The sequence below is a fragment of the Micromonospora marina genome (assembly GCF_900091565.1).
In the GTDB taxonomy this organism is placed as follows: Bacteria; Actinomycetota; Actinomycetes; order Mycobacteriales; family Micromonosporaceae; genus Micromonospora; species Micromonospora marina.
On sequence record NZ_FMCV01000013.1, the window covers coordinates 91,088 to 106,779 of the forward strand.

12 protein-coding genes are annotated in these 15,692 nt (G+C 73.6%); 9 read left to right on the forward strand and 3 right to left on the reverse strand.

From position 1 onward, the window contains the following. Positions 1-95: 95 nt before the first annotated feature. Positions 96-881 (reverse strand): DeoR/GlpR family DNA-binding transcription regulator, encoded by a 786-nt coding sequence (locus GA0070215_RS16835; protein ID WP_018787947.1) that lies wholly within the window; start codon positions 879-881, stop codon positions 96-98. Between the two features lie 199 nt (positions 882-1,080). Between GA0070215_RS16835 and GA0070215_RS16840 the strand changes: the two genes are divergently transcribed. From GA0070215_RS16840 to nagA, 3 genes are read left to right on the forward strand one after another with little or no spacing between them, the layout of a single operon-like run. Next, on the forward strand, positions 1,081-2,010 hold the full coding sequence (locus GA0070215_RS16840; RefSeq protein ID WP_018787946.1) for an SIS domain-containing protein: 930 nt from the start codon (positions 1,081-1,083) through the stop codon (positions 2,008-2,010). 55 nt (positions 2,011-2,065) lie between these two features. Next, a complete protein-coding gene (locus tag GA0070215_RS16845; RefSeq protein WP_091047201.1) occupies positions 2,066-2,998 on the forward strand; it encodes an ROK family protein in 933 nt (310 codons plus the stop codon). Continuing rightward, positions 2,995-4,104, forward strand: a complete 1,110-nt coding sequence (gene nagA / locus GA0070215_RS16850; protein ID WP_091047205.1) for an N-acetylglucosamine-6-phosphate deacetylase — start codon at positions 2,995-2,997, stop codon at positions 4,102-4,104. Before GA0070215_RS16845 ends, nagA begins: the two co-directional genes overlap by 4 nt. Before the next feature lie 10 nt (positions 4,105-4,114). Here the strand turns inward: nagA and GA0070215_RS16855 are convergent, their stop codons facing one another. Then, positions 4,115-5,377 carry a DUF4032 domain-containing protein gene (locus GA0070215_RS16855; RefSeq protein WP_026268491.1) on the reverse strand — a complete coding sequence of 421 codons (1,263 nt, stop codon included), beginning with the start codon at positions 5,375-5,377 and terminating at the stop codon, positions 4,115-4,117. 86 nt (positions 5,378-5,463) lie between these two features. Between GA0070215_RS16855 and GA0070215_RS16860 the strand changes: the two genes are divergently transcribed. The 3 genes from GA0070215_RS16860 to GA0070215_RS16870 all read left to right on the forward strand — a co-directional run bounded on the left by GA0070215_RS16860 (position 5,464) and on the right by GA0070215_RS16870 (position 10,154). After that, positions 5,464-6,201 carry a phosphatase PAP2 family protein gene (locus GA0070215_RS16860; protein WP_026268490.1) on the forward strand — a complete coding sequence of 246 codons (738 nt, stop codon included), beginning with the start codon at positions 5,464-5,466 and terminating at the stop codon, positions 6,199-6,201. A gap of 86 nt (positions 6,202-6,287) precedes the next feature. Further along, positions 6,288-8,840: a glycosyl hydrolase family 18 protein gene (locus GA0070215_RS16865; RefSeq protein ID WP_091047316.1), complete on the forward strand. Its 2,553-nt coding sequence runs from the start codon at positions 6,288-6,290 to the stop codon at positions 8,838-8,840. A 78-nt stretch (positions 8,841-8,918) separates the two neighbouring features. Continuing rightward, the gene (locus GA0070215_RS16870) at positions 8,919-10,154 is read left to right on the forward strand and encodes an APC family permease (RefSeq protein WP_091047209.1); all 1,236 of its coding nucleotides are present in this window, start codon (positions 8,919-8,921) and stop codon (positions 10,152-10,154) included. Positions 10,155-10,202: 48 nt separating this feature from the next. On the opposite strand, the gene GA0070215_RS16875 is transcribed toward GA0070215_RS16870, so the two are convergent. Continuing rightward, entirely contained in the window at positions 10,203-11,990 is a 1,788-nt protein-coding gene (locus GA0070215_RS16875) for a potassium channel family protein (RefSeq protein WP_377468276.1), read from the reverse strand. An 87-nt stretch (positions 11,991-12,077) separates the two neighbouring features. On the opposite strand from GA0070215_RS16875, the gene GA0070215_RS16880 reads away from it, so the two are divergent. The 3 genes from GA0070215_RS16880 (at position 12,078) to GA0070215_RS16890 (ending at position 15,489) form a co-directional block, all read left to right on the forward strand. Continuing rightward, a complete protein-coding gene (locus tag GA0070215_RS16880) occupies positions 12,078-12,557 on the forward strand; it encodes an MSMEG_6728 family protein (RefSeq protein WP_018787937.1) in 480 nt (159 codons plus the stop codon). A 196-nt stretch (positions 12,558-12,753) separates the two neighbouring features. Further along, positions 12,754-14,298 carry an FAD-dependent oxidoreductase gene (locus GA0070215_RS16885; protein WP_091047213.1) on the forward strand — a complete coding sequence of 515 codons (1,545 nt, stop codon included), beginning with the start codon at positions 12,754-12,756 and terminating at the stop codon, positions 14,296-14,298. Between the two features lie 54 nt (positions 14,299-14,352). Then, positions 14,353-15,489 carry a hypothetical protein gene (locus GA0070215_RS16890; RefSeq protein ID WP_018788652.1) on the forward strand — a complete coding sequence of 379 codons (1,137 nt, stop codon included), beginning with the start codon at positions 14,353-14,355 and terminating at the stop codon, positions 15,487-15,489. Positions 15,490-15,692: the final 203 nt, after the last annotated feature.

Here is a 15,692-nt window from a genome sequence, read left to right on the forward strand (position 1 = left end):
GCTGACCTCCCCCGATAAGTAGGCATCAGGGACACCATATGCGGTATGCAATCGAAGGCAATACCCGGTATGCATTATCGGCGTGTCGGGTGCGGTCAGGCGCAGACGACGTGCACGCCCGCCTCGCGGAACGCCTGCACCACGTCGGGGGACGCGCCGGAGTCGGTCACCAGCGTCTCAACCCGGTCCACCGGGCAGATCCGGGCGAACGCGTGCCCGCCGAGTTTCGAGGAGTCCGCTATCACGACGACCCGCTTGGCCCGGGCCACCATCAGGCTGTTCATGGCCGCCTCGCCCTCGTGGTGCGCGGCGGCGCCGAGCTGCGGGTCGATCGCGTCCACCCCGAGCAGCGCGACATCCAGCGTGACCTCGCGCAGCAGCGCCCCGCCGAGCGGGCCGACCAGCTCGAAGGACTTCGGCCGGACCACGCCGCCGGCCACCACCACCTTCATCCGTGAGCGCACGAGCAGCTCGTTGGCGATGTTCAGCGCGTTCGTCACCACGGTGAGCTGGGCACCCTCCGCACTGGTGTTGAGATCGGGGCGGACGGCGAGCGCCCGCGCCACCTCGGTGCTCGTGGTGCCGCCGTTGAGGCCGACGACGGTGCCCGGCGACACGAGCGCCGCGGCGGCGGTGCCGATCCGCTGCTTCTCGGCTGAGTGCTTGGCGGTCTTGTAGCGCAGCGGCAGGTCGTAGGAGACGCCGTTGGCGACCGCGCCACCCCGGGTACGGGTGATCATCTGCTGCTGGGCGAGCTGGTCGAAGTCGCGCCGGATGGTGGCCTGGGAGACGTCCAGCCGCTCGGCCGCCTCCTCGACGCTGACCCGGCCGCTGTCGGTCAGCATCTCCAGCAGCGCGTTCCAGCGCGCGTAGCGGTCCACCGCGGGGCCCTCCCCAGACTGTGCGTGAACGGTGATCGGTTGCGTGCACACTAGTGCGCGAAACGCGGTCCGCGCAAAACCCTGTGCTGCGCGAACTGAGAGACGGTTGCCACGACCACCCCGCTTCGCGCAGAATGACGCGCGAAAGGCGGCCGTATCGCGCCGTATTGCGCAAAGTCTCTCCTGGCGAGGAGTTGTCATGGCGTTCGTGCACGCGGAGATCGCGAGCCAGCCCGACTGCTGGCGGGAGGCGGCGCGACTCACCCCGACCGTCGCCGCGCACCTGCCGCGCCCCGGCGAGCGGGTCGCCGTGGTCGGTTGCGGCACGTCGTGGTTCATGGCCATGGCGTACGCCGGGCTGCGTGAAGCCGCCGGCCAGGGCGAGACCGACGCCTTCCAGGCCAGCGAGTTCCCGGCCGGCCGGCACTACGACCGGCTCATCGCGATCACCCGCTCCGGCACCACCACCGAGGTACTCGACCTGCTCTCCGCGCTGCGCGGACGGATCCCCGCCACGGTCCTGGTCGGCGACCCGGACTCGGCCGCCGTGGCGCTCGCCGACGCCAGTGTCGCGCTGCCCTTCGCCGACGAGCGGTCGGTGGTGCAGACCCGCTTCGCCACCACCGCGCTCGCGCTGCTGCGCGCCCACCTCGGCGAGGACCTGGGCCGCCTGGCCGCCGACGCCGAGGTCGCCGTGCGCGCCCCGCTGCCGATCGACCCGGCCGGCATCGGGCAGGTCACCTTCCTCGGGCGCGGCTGGACCGTCGGGCTGGCCCAGGAGGCCGCGCTGAAGTGCCGCGAGGCGGCCACGTTCTGGGCCGAGGCGTACCCGGCCATGGACTACCGGCACGGCCCGATCTCGGTCGCCGCGCCCGGCCGGCTGGTGTGGGCGCTCGGCGAGATCCCGGACGGCCTGCCCGAGGACGTGGCCGCCACCGGCGCCGCGTTCGTGCACAGCCGCACCCACGGCTGCCGCACGGTGCTGACGAGCTGGGCCGCCGGGCGTAACCCGGTCGACCCGATGGCCGACCTGATCCTGGCCCAGCGTTTCGCGGTCGCGCTCGCCACCAGCCGCGACCTCGACCCGGACGCGCCCCGCCATCTGACCCGGTCCGTGGTCCTGGCATGAGCGAACGCACCGAGCGCAGCGAGGGCCGTGAGCGCATGCGCGGCTGGCAGACGGCATGAGCGAACGCGACGAGGTCGTCGTCGCGCTGGACGTGGGCGGCACCGGGATGAAGTGCGCCCTGGTCCGGCCGGACGGCTCGACGGTGCACACCGAACGGCACGCCACCGGCGCCCAGCGCGGCCCGGAGGCGGTGGCCGGCACGATCCTCGACGTGGCCGAAGGGCTGGCCGGCAAGGCCCGCGCCGACGGCCGTACGCCGGTGGCCTGCGGCATCGTCGTACCCGGGGTGGTCGACGAGGCGCGTGGCGTGGCGGTCTGGTCGGCGAACGTGGGCTTCCGGGACGTACCGCTGCGGGAGCTGGCGGGCACGCGGCTGGGACTGCCCGCGGCGCTCGGCCACGACGTGCGGGCGGGCGGCCTGGCCGAGGCCCGGCTCGGCGCCGGACGGGAGGCGGACCAGGTCCTGTTCGTCGCGATCGGCACCGGCATCGCCGCCGCCCACGTGGTCGGCGGGTCGGCCGCCACCGGCGCGCACGGCGCCGCCGGGGAGATCGGCCACATCCTGGTACGCCCCGGCGGCCCGCGCTGCGGATGCGGGCGGACCGGCTGCCTGGAGGCGGTGTCGTCCGCCTCGGCGATCGGGCGCCGGTACGCCGAGCTGTCCGGCGCACCCACCACCGCCGCCGAGGTGGCCGACCGGGCGGCGGCCGGTGATCCGCTCGCCGTCGAGGTGTGGCGGGAGGCGGTCGAGGCGCTCGCCGACGGACTCGCCACGGGGCAGGCCCTCTACGATGTGTCGACAGTGGTGCTGGGCGGCGGGCTGGCCCAGGCCGGTCCCCGGCTGTTCGGCCCGCTGCGGACGGCGTTGCGCGAGCGGCTGACGTTCCACCGCGAGCCACGCCTGGTCGCGGCCGACCTCGGTGACGAGGCCGGCTGCCTGGGCGCCGCCCTGCTGGCCCTGGACACCCTGGCGAAGGAGAGTCGATGACCCGGCGCGTGACCGGCAAGGTGGTGACCCCGACCGGTGTCATCCGGCAGGGTTGCGTGGAGATCGCGGACGGGCGGATCACCGCTGTCGCCGAGTATCCGTCGGTGCGCGACGGCCACTGGATCGTGCCGGGCTTCGTGGACATGCACACCCACGGCGGCGGCGGGCACACGTTCACCACCGGCGACCCGGAGTCGGCCCGGCAGGCCGCCGCGTTCCACCGCGGGCACGGCACCACCACACTGCTGGCCAGCCTGGTCAGTTCCCCCTTCGAGCTGATGCGCGACGCCACCGCCGCCTACCGGCCGCTGGTCGAGTCCGGTGTGCTCGCCGGCATCCACTTCGAGGGTCCGTACCTGTCCGCCGACCGCTGCGGCGCGCAGAACCCGGAGTTCCTGCGCGACCCGTCCACCGCCGAGCTGAGCGAGCTGGTCGAGCTGGGCGGCGGCGCCGTACGCATGGTCACGATCGCTCCCGAGCGGGACGGCGCCACCAAGGCGATCGAGCTGCTGGTGTCGCACGGTGTGGTCGCGGCGGTCGGGCACACCGACGCCACCTGGGAGCAGACGCGGGCGGCGGTGGCGGCGGGCGCGAGCGTCGGCACCCACCTGTTCAACGGGATGCGCCCGGTGCACCACCGCGAGCCCGGCCCGGTGGTGGCCCTGCTGGAGGCCCCGAACGTGGTGTGCGAGCTGGTCGCCGACGGCGTGCACCTGCACGACGGCATGCTCGGTTTCGCCACCTCGGTGGCCGGCCCGGAGCGGGCCGCGCTGATCACCGACGCGATGGCCGCCGCCGGGATGCCCGACGGCGAGTACGAGCTGGGCGGCCAGGCGGTCACCGTGTCCGGCGGTGTGGCCCGGCTGAGCCGCGACGGCGCGATCGCCGGCAGCACGCTCACCATGGACGCGGCGCTACGGCACGCGGTCGGCGCGGGTGTGGCCCTGCCGGACGCCTGCCGGATGGTCGCCACCACCCCGGCCCGCGCGATCGGCCTGGGCGACCGGGTGGGCGCGCTGGTCACCGGGCTGCGCGCCGACCTCGTGGTGCTGAACGAGGACCTCAACGTGGTACGGGTGATGCGCGGCGGCGACTGGGTGGAGTGACCCGCAGGCGTCAGGTGGTGGGCATCTCGACGCCGAGCACCGCCTGCTCGTCCGGGCGGTGCACCAGCACGTCGGCCAGGTACGACTGCACCGCCTGGCGCATCCCGACGTCCCGCCCGGCCTGCTCGGAGAGCAGCCACTTGTGCTCGATGATCTGGGCGAACAGTTCCTGCGGCTCCAGCTTGTTGCGCAGGTGCCCCGGGACGGCCCGGACCACCGGCTCGAAGACCTCGGTCAGCCAGCGGTGCGCCGCCTGCTGCTCGTCGGTCAGGTCGCTCTCCAGCCGGTAGGCGTCCAGGTCGTTGAGGAGCTTGCGGGCCTGGTTCTCCTCGGCGTCCAGGCCGGTCAGGCGCAGCAGCCGCCGGGTGTGGTAGCCCGCGTCGACCACCTTCGGCCGGACCAGGTAGCGCCCGTCGTCGACTGTGGACATGGCCACCTCGGCCACGTCGAAGCCCAGCTCGTTGAGGCGGCGGATGCGGCGTTCGATGTCGTGCCGGGCGGCACGCTCGACCTGCTGCTCGTAGGTGATCTCGTGCCAGAGCCGCTCGTAGCGCCGCACTACCTCCTCGCAGACCACCTCCGGGTCGATGGACTCGTGCAGCAGGCCGGCGGCCTGGAGGTCGAGTGCCTCGCCGAAGATGTTGACCCGGGCGATCTCCAGGTCCTCGCCGCGCTGGCCGTTCGACAGCGACGGGTGCAGCGCGCCGGTCTCGGCGTCGACCAGGTACGCGGCGAAGGCGCCCGCGTCCCGCCGGAACAGCGTGTTCGACAGCGAGCAGTCGCCCCAGAAGAAGCCGGTCAGGTGCATCCGGACGATGAGCGCGGCCAGCGCGTCGAGCAGCCGGTTCATCGTCTCCGGTCGCAGCGTGTTGGAGAACAGCGCCCGGTAGGGCAGCGAGAACTGGAGGTGCCGGGTGATCAGCACCGGGTCCAGGGGCTCGCCGTCGTCGGTCTGCCGGTCGGCGACGATCGCGATGGCCTCGACCGACGGGAAGTCGATCCGCTCCAGCGCCCGCAGCAGGTCGTACTCCCGTTCGGCGACCCGCTCGCCGGTCTCCTTCACCGCGTAGACGTACCCGCCGAGCCGGACGAACCGCACGACGTGCCGGGAGATGCCCTGCGGCAGCGCCACCAGGTGTTCGGCAGGCCACTGCTCCAACGGGGTCGACCAGGGGAGGTCGAGCAGCGACGGGTCGACGAGAGCCGAGGTGATCCGCACGGCAACCAGTGTGACCGCTGACCCCGCGCCGCGCCTCCCTTCGTGGCTGGGCACACAGCGGCCGATGCCCGCGCCGGTCGGCCGCCGCCGGCGGCCGGTAGCGTGGTCGCGTGCGTCAGACCTCGGGGGTACGCGGTGACCTGCGGTTGCGGCCGGTCCGGCCGGCCGGGTGGTGGTTCGACGGGCTGCTGCTCGCAGCGGTGGTGGCGCTGACCGTCGCGCTCGCCTCGGGTCACCTGTTCGGCCTGGACCGGGCGGTCGCCGACTGGTCCGAGGAGAACCGCCCGACCGCCGCCCGCTGGGTCGCCATGACGCTGAACCTGCTCGGCCAGGGCACCCCGTTGACGCTGCTCGCGGCCGGGCTGGGCGTGCTGCTGGCGCTGCGGTTGCGCTCGGTGCGGCCCCTGCTGCCACCGGTGGCCGGGTTCGTGCTCACGTTCTTCACGATCGGCCCGCTGAAGGTGTGGACGGCCCGCCCGGCGCCGAGCGCCTCGGTCAAGGAGCCGTTCCTGTCGCCGGAGCAGACGCTGCCGCTGTTCCAGCACGACCTGCCGGTCCGTTTCGCGCAGTCGTACCCGTCCGGGCACGTCGCCAACGCGATCGTCTGGTACGGCGTACTGGCCCTGCTGCTGGCCCCGCTCGTGCGCACGGTCGGCCGTACCGTGCCGCCCCGGCTGGTCACAGTCGTCCGGGTGGTGCCCCCGGCGGTGGTCTTCTGCACCACCGTCTACCTGGGCTGGCACTGGCTGACCGACTCGGTCGCCGGGCTGTTGCTCGGCCTGCTGCTGGACCGCCTGTTGCGCCGGGTGCCCTGGAACAGTCTGCCGCTGCCGGCGCGGCTGGGCGGCTGGGCCCGCCCGGCGGAGGGGCTCGGCTAGAAAATCCGCCTCTTGTCTCGGCGTATCGACGCCGGTATACATTTAGCAATCTTAACAGTTAAGTTTGTTAAATGTAGGAGGTGCTCGTGCTGACGAGACGAATCAGCCACTGGCTGTCGACCGGCGCCGCCGGTCTGCTGACCGCGACGATGGCGGTGGTCGTGGCCGCCCCGGACGCAAGGTCGGCCGCCGCCGACGACGAGGCGTGCCGGCCCGACGGGCTCTACCGCACGCCCGGAGTCTCGGTGCCCTACTGCACCGTCTACGACACCGCGGGCCGGGAGAAGATGGGCGCGGACCACACCCGCCGGATCATCGGCTACTTCACCAGCTGGCGGACCGGCCGCAACGGCGCCCCGGCCTACCTGGTGAACCAGATCCCCTGGCAGAAGGTCACCCACATCAACTACGCGTTCGCCCACGTCGACGGCGGCAACCGCATCTCCGTGGGCAACCCCGGCGCCGCGGACAACCCGGCGACGAACATGACCTGGCCCGGCGTCGCCGGTGCCGAGATGGACCCGGCCCTGCCGTACACCGGGCACTTCAACCTGCTCAACAAGTACAAGAAGCAGAACCCCGGCGTCCGTACGCTGATCAGCGTCGGCGGCTGGGCCGAGACCGGCGGCTTCATCGACGACAGCGGCAACCGCGTCGACTCCGGCGGCTTCTACCGGATGACCACCACCGGCACCAACACGGTGAACACCGCCGGCATCAACACGTTCGCCGACTCGGTGGTGACGTTCCTGCGCACGTACGGCTTCGACGGGGTCGACATCGACTACGAGTACCCCACCTCCAACAACAAGGCCGGCAACCCGCTCGACTTCGCCCAGGCCGACGCCAAGCGGGCCGGTCTCAACGCCTCGTACCAGGTGCTGATGCGCACGTTGCGAGAGAAGCTCGACCGTGCCGCCGCCACCGACGGCAAGCACTACCTGCTCACCGTGGCCGCGCCCGCGTCCGGTTGGCTGCTGCGCGGGATGGAGTCCTACCAGGCGTTGCAGTACCTCGACTACGTCAACGCGATGTCCTACGACCTGCACGGCGCGTGGAACCACTTCGTCGGGCCGAACGCGGCGCTCTACGACAACGGCGACGACGCCGAACTGGCCGCCGGCGGCGTGTACGGCGCGTACTCCGGCATCGGCTACCTGAACACCGACTGGGCGTACCACTACTTCCGGGGCGCGCTGCCCAGCGGCCGGGTGAACATCGGCGTGCCCTACTACACCCGGGGCTGGCAGGGCGTCACCGGCGGCACCAACGGCCTGTGGGGGCGGGCGGCGCTGCCCGACCAGACCAAGTGCCCGGCCGGCACCGGCAGCTCGATCGGCTCCACCACCCCCTGCGGCAACGGCGCGGTCGGCATCGACAACCTCTGGCACGACCTCGACACCGCCGGCAACGAGGTGCCTGGCGGTGCCAACCCGATGTGGCACGCGAAGAACCTCCAGGCCGGCGTCACCGGCGACTACCTGACCGGATACGGCCTCACCCCGGCCACCGACCCGGCCGACCGGATCAGCGGCAGCTACACCCGGAACTACTCGGCAGCGCTGGTCGCGCCCTGGCTGTGGAACGCGGAGAAGAAGGTCTTCCTCTCCACCGAGGACGACCAGTCACTCGCCGCCAAGGCCGACTACGTCACGGCCAAGGGCCTCGGCGGCGTGATGATCTGGGAACTCGCCGGCGACTACGCCTACGACTCCGCCAAGGGCCAGTACGGCATGGGCGACACGCTGACCACGCTGCTCTACGACCGGCTGAAGGCCGCACCGGCGTACGGCGCCCGCAAGGCGGGCATCACCATGCCCACCCGGACGCTCGACGTGGCGGTCGGCATGGGCGGCTTCGCGCTCGGCGACAACAACTACCCGATCAACCCCGAGCTGCGGCTGACCAACAACACCGGTGCACCGATCCCGGCCGGCGCGCAGCTCGAGTTCGACTATCCCACCACCACCCCGGCCACACTCAGCCAGCAGTCCGGCTGGGCGCTCACCACCGTCACCACCGGCCACACCGGCAGCAACGTCGGCGGACTGAAGGGCGACCACAACCGGGTACGCCTCACCGTGCCGGCCGCGATCGCGCCCGGCTCGTACGCCGAGGTGACGCTCAACTACCAGCTCCCGATCTCCGGCCCGGCCAACTTCACGCTCGCCTTCGGCGGCCAGACGTACGCGCTGACCGGGGACTGGGCACGTGGTGGCGAGGTGGTCACGCCGTCGCCCAGCCCGAGCGGTTCCGTCCCGCCCGGCGGGAGCACCTGCACCGCGCCGGCCTGGTCGGCGGCCACCGCGTACTCCGGCGGGGCAACCGTCTCGCACGCCGGACGGACCTGGAACGCGAAGTGGTGGACCCAGGGCGAGACGCCGGGCAGCGCCACGGTCTGGGCCGACCAGGGCGCCTGCACGGGCTCCCCGGCACCGACCACCTCCCCGACGCCCACCGGCTCGCCGTCACCCACAGGTGGTTCGTGTGCCGCGCCGGCCTGGGCCGCGGGAACCGCCTACCCCGGAGGTGCTGTGGTGTCCCACGGCGGACACCGGTGGACCGCGCGGTGGTGGACCCAGCAAGACGTGCCCGGGACCAACAGCCAGGGCGTGTGGACCGACAACGGGCCCTGCTGAACCCGCTCCCGGTGCCGCCGGCGGAATCCCGCCGGCGGCACCTGCCGTTCACCCGAGCGCCCTGGCTAGGCTGCCGGAGTGGAACGGCTGGCACGGCGACTCGGCGTACGCGATGCGGTGGTCATCGGTCTGGGCTCGATGCTCGGCGCGGGCGTGTTCGTCGTCTTCGCCCCGGCCGCCGCGGCGGCCGGCGGCACCGGACTGCTCGTCGCACTGGCGGTCGCCGGCTTCGTCGCCTACTGCAACGCGACCAGCTCGGCCCGGCTCGCCGCCCGCTACCCCGAGTCCGGCGGCACCTACGTCTACGGCCGGGAACGGCTGCACCCGTTCGCCGGCTTCCTCGCCGGCTGGGGATTCGTGGTGGGCAAGACCGCGAGCTGCGCGGCGATGGCGCTGACCGTCGGGACGTACCTGTGGCCGGGGCAGGCGCGGCTCGTCGCGGTCCTCGCCGTGGCGGCGGTGACAGCGGTGAACCTGCGCGGCATCGGCAAGACCGCCACCGCCACCCGGGTGCTCGCCGTGGTGGTGCTGACGGTGCTCGCCGTCGCCGTGACCGGCGCGCCGCAGGTGACCGCCGACCGGCTCACCGACCCGGCCGGCATCGGCGCGGGTGGCGTACTGACCGCCGCCGGGCTGCTGTTCTTCGCCTTCGCCGGGTACGCACGGATCGCCACGCTGGGCGAGGAGGTACGCGACCCGGAACGCACCATCCCCCGGGCGGTGCCGGTCGCGCTCGGCGCGGTGCTGGCGATCTACCTGACGCTGGCGGTGGTCGCACTCGGCGTACTCGGTGCCGACCGGCTGGCGTCCACCGACGCTCCGCTGGTCGAGGTGGTGACCGCCGCCGGACACCCGGGGCTGGCCTGGCTGGTCCGGGCCGGCGCGACAGTCGCCGTGACCGGGGTGCTGCTGTCCCTGCTGCCGGGCGTCGGCCGGACCACGCTGGCGATGGCCCGCCGACGGGACCTGCCCGGCGCGCTCGCGGCGGTCCATCCGCGCCACCGGGTGCCGCACCGCGCCGAACTCGCGGTGGCCGCCGTGGTCGCCGTCGTGGTGGCCGTCGGCGACATCCGGGGCGCGATCGGCTTCTCCAGCTGCACCGTGCTGGTCTACTACGCGATCACCAACGCGTCGGCGCTGACGCTCGGCGCCGACCCGGACCGGCGCGTCCCGGTACGGCTGCTCGCCGCGCTGGGGCTGGCCGGCTGCCTGGTGCTGGCGGTCAACCTGCCGCTGCCGAGCGTGCTCGCCGGGTTCGGCGTGCTCGCCCTCGGCGCGCTCGGGTACGCCGTCCGCCGCCGTCACCAGGCCTGAGGCGGCCCGGCCGCGCTCGACACGCGTCCCCCGGTCGCCCCGGTCCCGTCACTCCTGCGGGCGGCGCGGGGCGGGCGGGCCGCCCGCAGGAGCCTGCGGCGGCGCGGGTGTGGTCTCCCGGAGCAGGGCGGTCAGCCCGGCCCGCCGGGCCACCACAGTCAGCCGGTCACCGGCCTGGACCACCATCCGCGGGTCGGCCGACCAGTCCGCCTTCTGGTTCGGCCGGGCGTGCGCGAGCAGGCGTACCTCGCCGGGCCGCGCCACCGCACCGAGCGGACGCCCGTCCAGCGGGGAACCGGCCACCACCGGCACCTCGGTGACCAGCAGCGCGTGCCGGTCGACCGGGATGGTGGCGACCACCGCGCGATCCAGCAGGGCCGCCGCGAAGGCCGGTGCGGCCAGATAGGACACGCTGCGCGAGATGCCGATGCCGAACGCCTGCTGGATCCGCTCGGCGAAGTCGCCGTCGAACAGCCGCAGCACCACGCGCAGATCCGGGTCGAGAGACCGGGCGATCAGCGCGGCCCGCAGGTTCGTCCCGTCGTCGGTGGAAACCACCACGAGAGCCTGGCAGGTGTCCACCGAGGCGTACCGGAGCGTCTCCTCCCGGCCCGCGTCCCCCACGATCAGCGGCACCCCCAGCCGGTGCGCCAGCGCGGCACCGCGCGCGTCCGGGTTCCTGTCGATCGCCACCACCTCGACGCCGAAGTCGTGCAACTGCGCCATCACCCGGGTGCCGATGTTGCCCAGCCCGACCATCACCACGTGCCCCGAGCGGTTCGGCTGGACCCGGCCCGCGTGCAGCGCCAGCCGGGCGTTGACGACGCCGTCGACCACCGCGGCCGTGATCAGCGGGATCAGCGCCAGCCCGGCCAGGTTGAGCACCACCTGCATCACCTGGGCCGCGACCGGCTTGTTGACGTCCGGATCCTGGCCGGTGAGCGTGGTGACCAGGGTCAGGTAGACCGCCTCGCTCCAGCTCACGTCAGCGGCCCGCGCGTTGAGCCAGCCCAACGCCGCAATCACCCCGAGCAGCACCAGCACCGCGATACCGATCTTCCGGGTGGCGAAGTGGCGGACCGCGCGCAGCAGGACAGCGACCGGCTGCCGGCGACGCCGCGCCCGTACCAGCCGCCGCGCGGCGACCTCGGTGCCCGCCGGCCGACCGGTCGCCTCGGCCAGCACCACGTCGGCCGCCGCCTCGTCCGCGGGCAGCACCCGGACCAGGTCCGGATCGGTGGTGACGGCCAGCCCGCAGACCACGTCCTGCGGGCGCACGTCGTCACGGCGGGCCACGTACAGCGTGCGCCCGCCGTGCCGGAAGTGGGTCGGCGCCACCTCGCCCAGCGCGGCGGCGACGAAGGCCGGGGCGGCGATCGAGGCGTCGGAGAGCACCGCCGAGTCGGGGAAGAGCTGCCGCAGCCCGTCCGCCAGGTTGGTGTTGAACATCCGCACCACCAGGCGCAGCCGCGACTCGACCTCCTGGGCGCAGAGCGCGGCGTGCATGTTGCCCACGTCGTCCTGGTGCAGCAGGGCCAGCCCGGCCGCGCCGGCCAGCCCGGCCCGGCGGAACGCGGCCTCGTCGAGGCGCTCCGCCGTGACCACGCGTACCCCGGGCACGTCCCGCCCGTCTGGGCCCTCGGACCGGCGGCGGCCCGGCACCACGAGCGTGACCCGCACCTGGCCGTCGGCGCTGTCGGTGGCGAGCAGCGACCGGACCACCCAGTAGGCGAGCGGGTCGGAGCCGCAGACCACGTAGTGGGGACGTTCGTCACCGTTCATCCGGAGCCGCCAGCCGGTCGCGCGGCGCGCGCGGTCGCGCAGTGGCTCGGCCATGCCCGGATCGTAGTCAGCCGCTCGCGACGTGCGCAGCCCCGGCGATCATGAACGCATGGTGGGGCCGGGTCCGGGTAGAGCACCGGTATGCAGACGTTCCTGCCGTATCCGGACTTCCTGGCCAGCGCGCGCACGCTGGACCAGAAGCGGCTGGGCAAGCAGCGAGTGGAGGCGATCCAGGTGCTGCGTGGGCTGACCTGGCCCGGCTACGGCTGGCGCAACCACCCCGCGGTGAAGATGTGGGCCGGGTACGAGGAGGCGCTGACCCGGTACGGGCTGGACATGTGCGCGGTGTGGTGCGAGCCGGGCCGGGCCGACACCTGCGCCGGCACGCTCGCCACCGACCTCGCCACCGCCTGCGGCATCTCGGTGATCCGCAGCCAGGAGGAGCTGGCCGCCGCCGGTGAGCTGCCGCCCTGGCTGGGCCGCGACGACCTGCACCGCAGCCACCGGTCGTCGCTGCTGCGCAAGGATCCGGTCCACTACGCACGGCTGTTCACCGACGTCTCCCCCGACCTGGAGTACGTCTGGCCCCCGTCCGACCGCCCCCGCCGCTGCCTGCCGTGAAGGAAGGGCCCCCTATTAACGCCTCCGGTAGAGGAAGGGCCCCTTGTTAACACCTGACCCACCCGCGCCCCGTGGCGCACGCAGCGCGGGCCGCCCCGGCGTTAAGAAGGGGCCCCGCACATCCGTATGCGTTAAAAGGGGCCCCTTCCTTGCACCTCGGGCAGACTGGGGGGACCGCCGACTGGAGGATGTCCCCGTGAGTCTGTCGCAAGTGGTAGGCCGCCTGATCGGCGTACGCGAGCACGTCGTGGACCCGGGCGGCGGTGGCACCGACCGCGTGCCGCGACCGGTCCCGGCGCTCGTGGTCGGCGGCGGCATTGCGGGCATGTCGGCGGCGGTGGTGCTGGCCGAGCGCGGGGTGGCGGTGACGGTGCTGGAGGCGGCGCCGCACCTCGGCGGACGGCTCGGCGCCTGGCCGGAGGAGTTGTCCGACGGCGTCCAGCGCAACGAGCACGGCTTCCACGCGTTCTTCCGGCAGTACTGGAACTGGCGGTCGATCCTGCGCCGGGTCGACCCGGCGCTGGGCTTCCTCAAGCCGATCCCGGGCTACCCGATCCTGTCCGAGCAGTGGCCGACCGAGGAGTTCGGCAAGCTTCCGCCCGCGCCGCCGGCGAACCTGCTGGCGCTGCTGCTGCGCAGCCCCAGCCTGCGCCTGGCCGATTTGCGCACGATGGACCGGGACGCGGCGCTGCCGCTACTCACCTACGACCCGGTACGAACGTACGAGGAGTTCGACGAGCGTACCGCGGACGAGCTGCTCACCTCGCTGCGGCTGCCGGACCGGGCGCGGGCCATGCTGTTCGAGGTCTTCTCGCACTCGTTCTTCAACCACGAGGCGGAGATGTCGGCCGCGGAGATGATCGCGCAGTTCCACTTCTATCTGCTCGGCAACCCGGAAGGGCTGGCCTTCGACTGCCCGGACCGGGACTACGGCACGGCGATCTGGGAGCCGCTGACCGGGTACGTGGAGAAGCACGGCGGCCGGGTGCTGACCGGCGCGGCGGCGGCCCGGATGGACCGTACCCCGGCGGGGTGGCGGGTGACCGGCACCGACGGCGACGTCTGGGAGGCGCCGCACGTGGTGCTCGCGGTGGACCCGCCGGCGCTCGCCGCGCTCGTCGACGCCTCCCCCGGCCTGGCCGCGGCGGTGCCCGAGCTGGCGGCGCGGATGCCCGCGTTCGGTACGCCCGGCCCGCCGTACGCGGTGGCGCGCTACTGGATGGACGGGGACGTCCGGGCGGATCGTGCGGTGTTCAGCGGCGTCTCCCGGCAGCCGACGCTGGACTCGGTGACGCTTTACCACCGGCTGGAGGACGAACCCCGCCGCTGGGCCGAGCGGACCGGCGGCTCGGTGATGGAGCTGCACGCGTACGCCTGCGAGCCGGACGTGCCGGCCGACGAGCTGGCGGCGCGCATGCTGGGGGAGTTGACCGCGCTCTGGCCGGAGGTCGCCGAGCTGCGGGTTCGCGAGCTGCGGGCCCGCGTCGAGGCGCAGGCCCCGGCGTTCACGCCGGGCAGCCACGCCTGGCGTCCGGGGGTACGTACCGACGCGCCGGGCCTTTACCTGGCCGGGGACGGCATCCGCACCGAGTTCCCGAGCGCCCTGATGGAACGGTCGGCGGCCACCGGCATCATCGCCGCGAACCACATCCTGCGGGCCGAGGGTGCGGCGGCCGAGCCGGTCCGGTCGATCCGGCCGCGCGGCCTACTGGCGGGCACTGTCGGCGCGAAAAGGTCATAGGCGCCCAAAAACCGCTTTACGCTCGACTGATCCGGTGACACGGGAGGTCGGGCGGTGAGCACCGCGACGCGGGATCGGCGCGACGAGGAGCACGGAACGCCACGGGACGAACGGACCGCGGTGGTCACCGCGCTGCGGCTCGGCTGGTCCATGGCGGACGCCTACCACCACGCGCAGACCGCCGACCTGACCGGGGACGGGCACCGGCAGTCGCCCGCGCCGCCGAAGCTGTCGAACCTGACCGAGCTGGCCGGGCGCCACCGGCTCGGCATGTACCTCGACGGCGTGGACGTCGCGCTGGCCCAGATCGCGCCGCTCACCACGGACGGCCGTACCGTGCCGTCCACCGCCGCCGCCCGGGGCGCCACCGGGTCCGGCCGGGAACCGCTGCTGCGCGCGCTCGACGACCTCAACATCGACGTGCTGCGCTGGACGATGGCCACGAACCACCGGGTGGGGGTGGCGTACCGGCTCGGGCGCTCCCTCGCCGACACCGTGCGACGCGGCGACGCCGACCAGCTCGCCGCGCGCTTCGGCGGCCGGCACCTCCAGATCAGCAGGTGGCTGGACGAGCTGGCGAGCGTGCTGCCGCCGTACTCGGCCGCCGTGGTGCGCCGTTCGCTCGCCGCCTGGGCCGCGGCGGTCGGTCGCGCCACGGTGGGCGACCCGGGCGAGGCCGGGCCCGCCGAGCTTGCCCGCGAGCTGCGCAACCAGGGCGACCTGTGGCAGGACGTGCTGACCGGCGGCCTGCACCCGCGCGACCTGCTGGACGAGGAGAACTGGGCGGTGATCGCCCGCAACGTCGTCATCCGGGACCGGAAGCTGGTGGCACAGGCGGCCCGGGGCATCTTCTGGCCGGTGCTGGCGCCCCTGCTGGTGGTGCTGCTGGCGGTGGTCGGGGTCAGCGCCGCCGCCGCGGCCGGCTCGCCCACCACCCGGGCGGCGGTGGCGCTCGTCGGCCTCGGCGCCGGGCTCACCGCGATCTGGCGGTCGATCTCCACGCCCACGCTGACGGTGGCGGCCGAGGTGAACCGCCCGCTGCTGGACAGCGAGCTGGTGGTGCAGATGACCGCCCGGATCGACCGGCCGCTCGCCGCCGCGCGGCGGGCCGGCCGCGCCGGACGGCAACGGCGGCCCGCCGACCACGGATCGAAATACGTTGCAGGCGATTCCCGCATCGATCTACCGTGAGCGCGCAAGGTCAACCACCGCTCCGGGAGCCGTCGATGTCGCTGCGATCCGCCACCACGATGCCGTCGTGGCTGCTCGGCGACGGCTGCCGGGAACACGGTCCCTGGCCCGGGGGGCACGACTGACGCGCATCGCGCGTACCCGTCGTCGCCGCCCGGTCCCGTGGACCGGGCGGCTTTTTCGTCGCCGTACCGCCGATCGTG

Coding starts and splice junctions, on each gene's coding strand:
- GA0070215_RS16840 (WP_018787946.1), top strand. CDS start 1,081: ATGGCGTTCGTGCACGCGGAGATCGCGAGCCAGCCCGACTGCTGGCGG.
- GA0070215_RS16845 (WP_091047201.1), top strand. CDS start 2,066: ATGAGCGAACGCGACGAGGTCGTCGTCGCGCTGGACGTGGGCGGCACC.
- nagA (WP_091047205.1), top strand. CDS start 2,995: ATGACCCGGCGCGTGACCGGCAAGGTGGTGACCCCGACCGGTGTCATC.
- GA0070215_RS16875 (WP_377468276.1), bottom strand. CDS start 11,990: ATGGCCGAGCCACTGCGCGACCGCGCGCGCCGCGCGACCGGCTGGCGG.
- GA0070215_RS16880 (WP_018787937.1), top strand. CDS start 12,078: ATGCAGACGTTCCTGCCGTATCCGGACTTCCTGGCCAGCGCGCGCACG.